A 1,457-nucleotide genomic window follows, 5' to 3' on the forward strand; every position below is an offset into this window, starting at 1 on the left:
CATGGGAAAGCGGAGTTCCTGTAACGAGGTGAGTCACTCCAAGACGCCTCGAGACCAGGAACTCCGCTTTGGTCGATCAGATTGCCATAACCCGGACGGTGCGGGTAGCCGCAGGTGTGTTCGCGCCGGGTCATCTGGGTGAGTTGACCCAGTTCCTGCCCTTCGAGATGGTCGATGAGGTCCTCGCCGCGACCCGTCGTACCCAGCAGCGGATCCGGCTACTCCCGGCCCGGGTCGTGGTCTACCTCGTCCTGGCAGGCTGCTTGTTCGCCGAACTCGGCTACGGGCAGGTGTGGCGGAAACTGACCGCCGGTCTGACCGGGCTGGATCTGACCGAGCCGTCCTCAGGCACGTTACGGGAGGCGCGTCAGCGGCTCGGGTCGACGCCGTTGCGGGCCTTGTTCGATCTGCTGCGCGGCCCGGCGGTCACCACGGCGACGCACGCCGTGCGGTGGCGGGGCCTGCTGGTGACCGCGATCGACGGGACCACGATGTCGGTCGCCGACGCCGAGGCGGTCCGGGTCCGTTACCGCAAACAACGCGGTAACCACGGTGGCGCGGGCTACCCGGCACTACGGCTGAGTGTCCTGCTGACCTGCGGCACCCGCTCGATCATCGACGCCGTGTTCGCTCCACTCGGCACCAGCGAACTCGACCAGGCCCGCTCCCTGGCCCGGAGCCTGGCCGCCGGGATGCTGCTGTTGGCCGACCGCAACTACGCCGCCGCCGACCTCATCCAGACACTCGCCGCCACCAGGGCCGACCTGCTGATCCGCTGCAAGAACGGCCGCCGCCTGCCGGTGATCCGCCGGTACCACGACGGATCCTGGCTGTCGACCATCGGCACGGTACGGGTGCGGGTCGTCGACGCTGAGATCAGCGTCCAGACCATCGACGGCGTCCGCACGGGCGGCTACCGGCTGATCACCACCCTGCTCGACCCACGCAACCACCCGGCCAGCGAATTGATAAAGCTGTACCACCGCCGGTGGGAGGTCGAAACCGCCTACCTGGAGATCAAATCCAGCATCCTCGGCGGCCGGGTCCTGCGCGCGCGTACTCCCGACGGCATCGACCAGGAGGTCTACGCCCTGCTGGTCGTCTACCAGATCCTGCGTACCGCCATGACCGACGCCACCGACAGCCGGCCCGGCACCAGCCCTGACCGGGCCAGCTTCACCACCGCCCTGAACGCCGCCCGCGACCAGGTCACCCACGCCGCCGGCGTCCTCGCCGACACCGTCATCGACCTGGTCGGCGCAATCGGTCGCGCGGTCCTGGCCCACCTGCTACCTGAGCGTCGGATCCGGGTGAAGACCCGCATGATCAAACGCTCGAACTCCAAGTACCAAGCCCGCGGACCCAACGTAGACCGACGCAGCTACAAAGCCACCATAGCCATCGACATCATCACAAACACTTGCTAACCATCCACCCGCCCTAACCGAGCGGCGTTG

1 protein-coding gene is annotated in these 1,457 nt (G+C 67.5%); it reads left to right on the plus strand.

The window, feature by feature from the left end; translation table 11 throughout:
• The first annotated feature begins 98 nt into the window (after positions 1 to 98).
• Positions 99 to 1,427, plus strand: coding sequence for an IS4 family transposase (locus ACFHWU_RS29120; RefSeq protein ID WP_416592299.1), 1,329 nt, complete (start codon positions 99 to 101; stop codon positions 1,425 to 1,427).
• Positions 1,428 to 1,457 lie beyond the last annotated feature (30 nt).

Origin of the sequence: Micromonospora sp. LOL_015 (genome assembly GCF_048060275.1) — a bacterium.
Taxonomy (GTDB): domain Bacteria; phylum Actinomycetota; class Actinomycetes; order Mycobacteriales; family Micromonosporaceae; genus Micromonospora_E.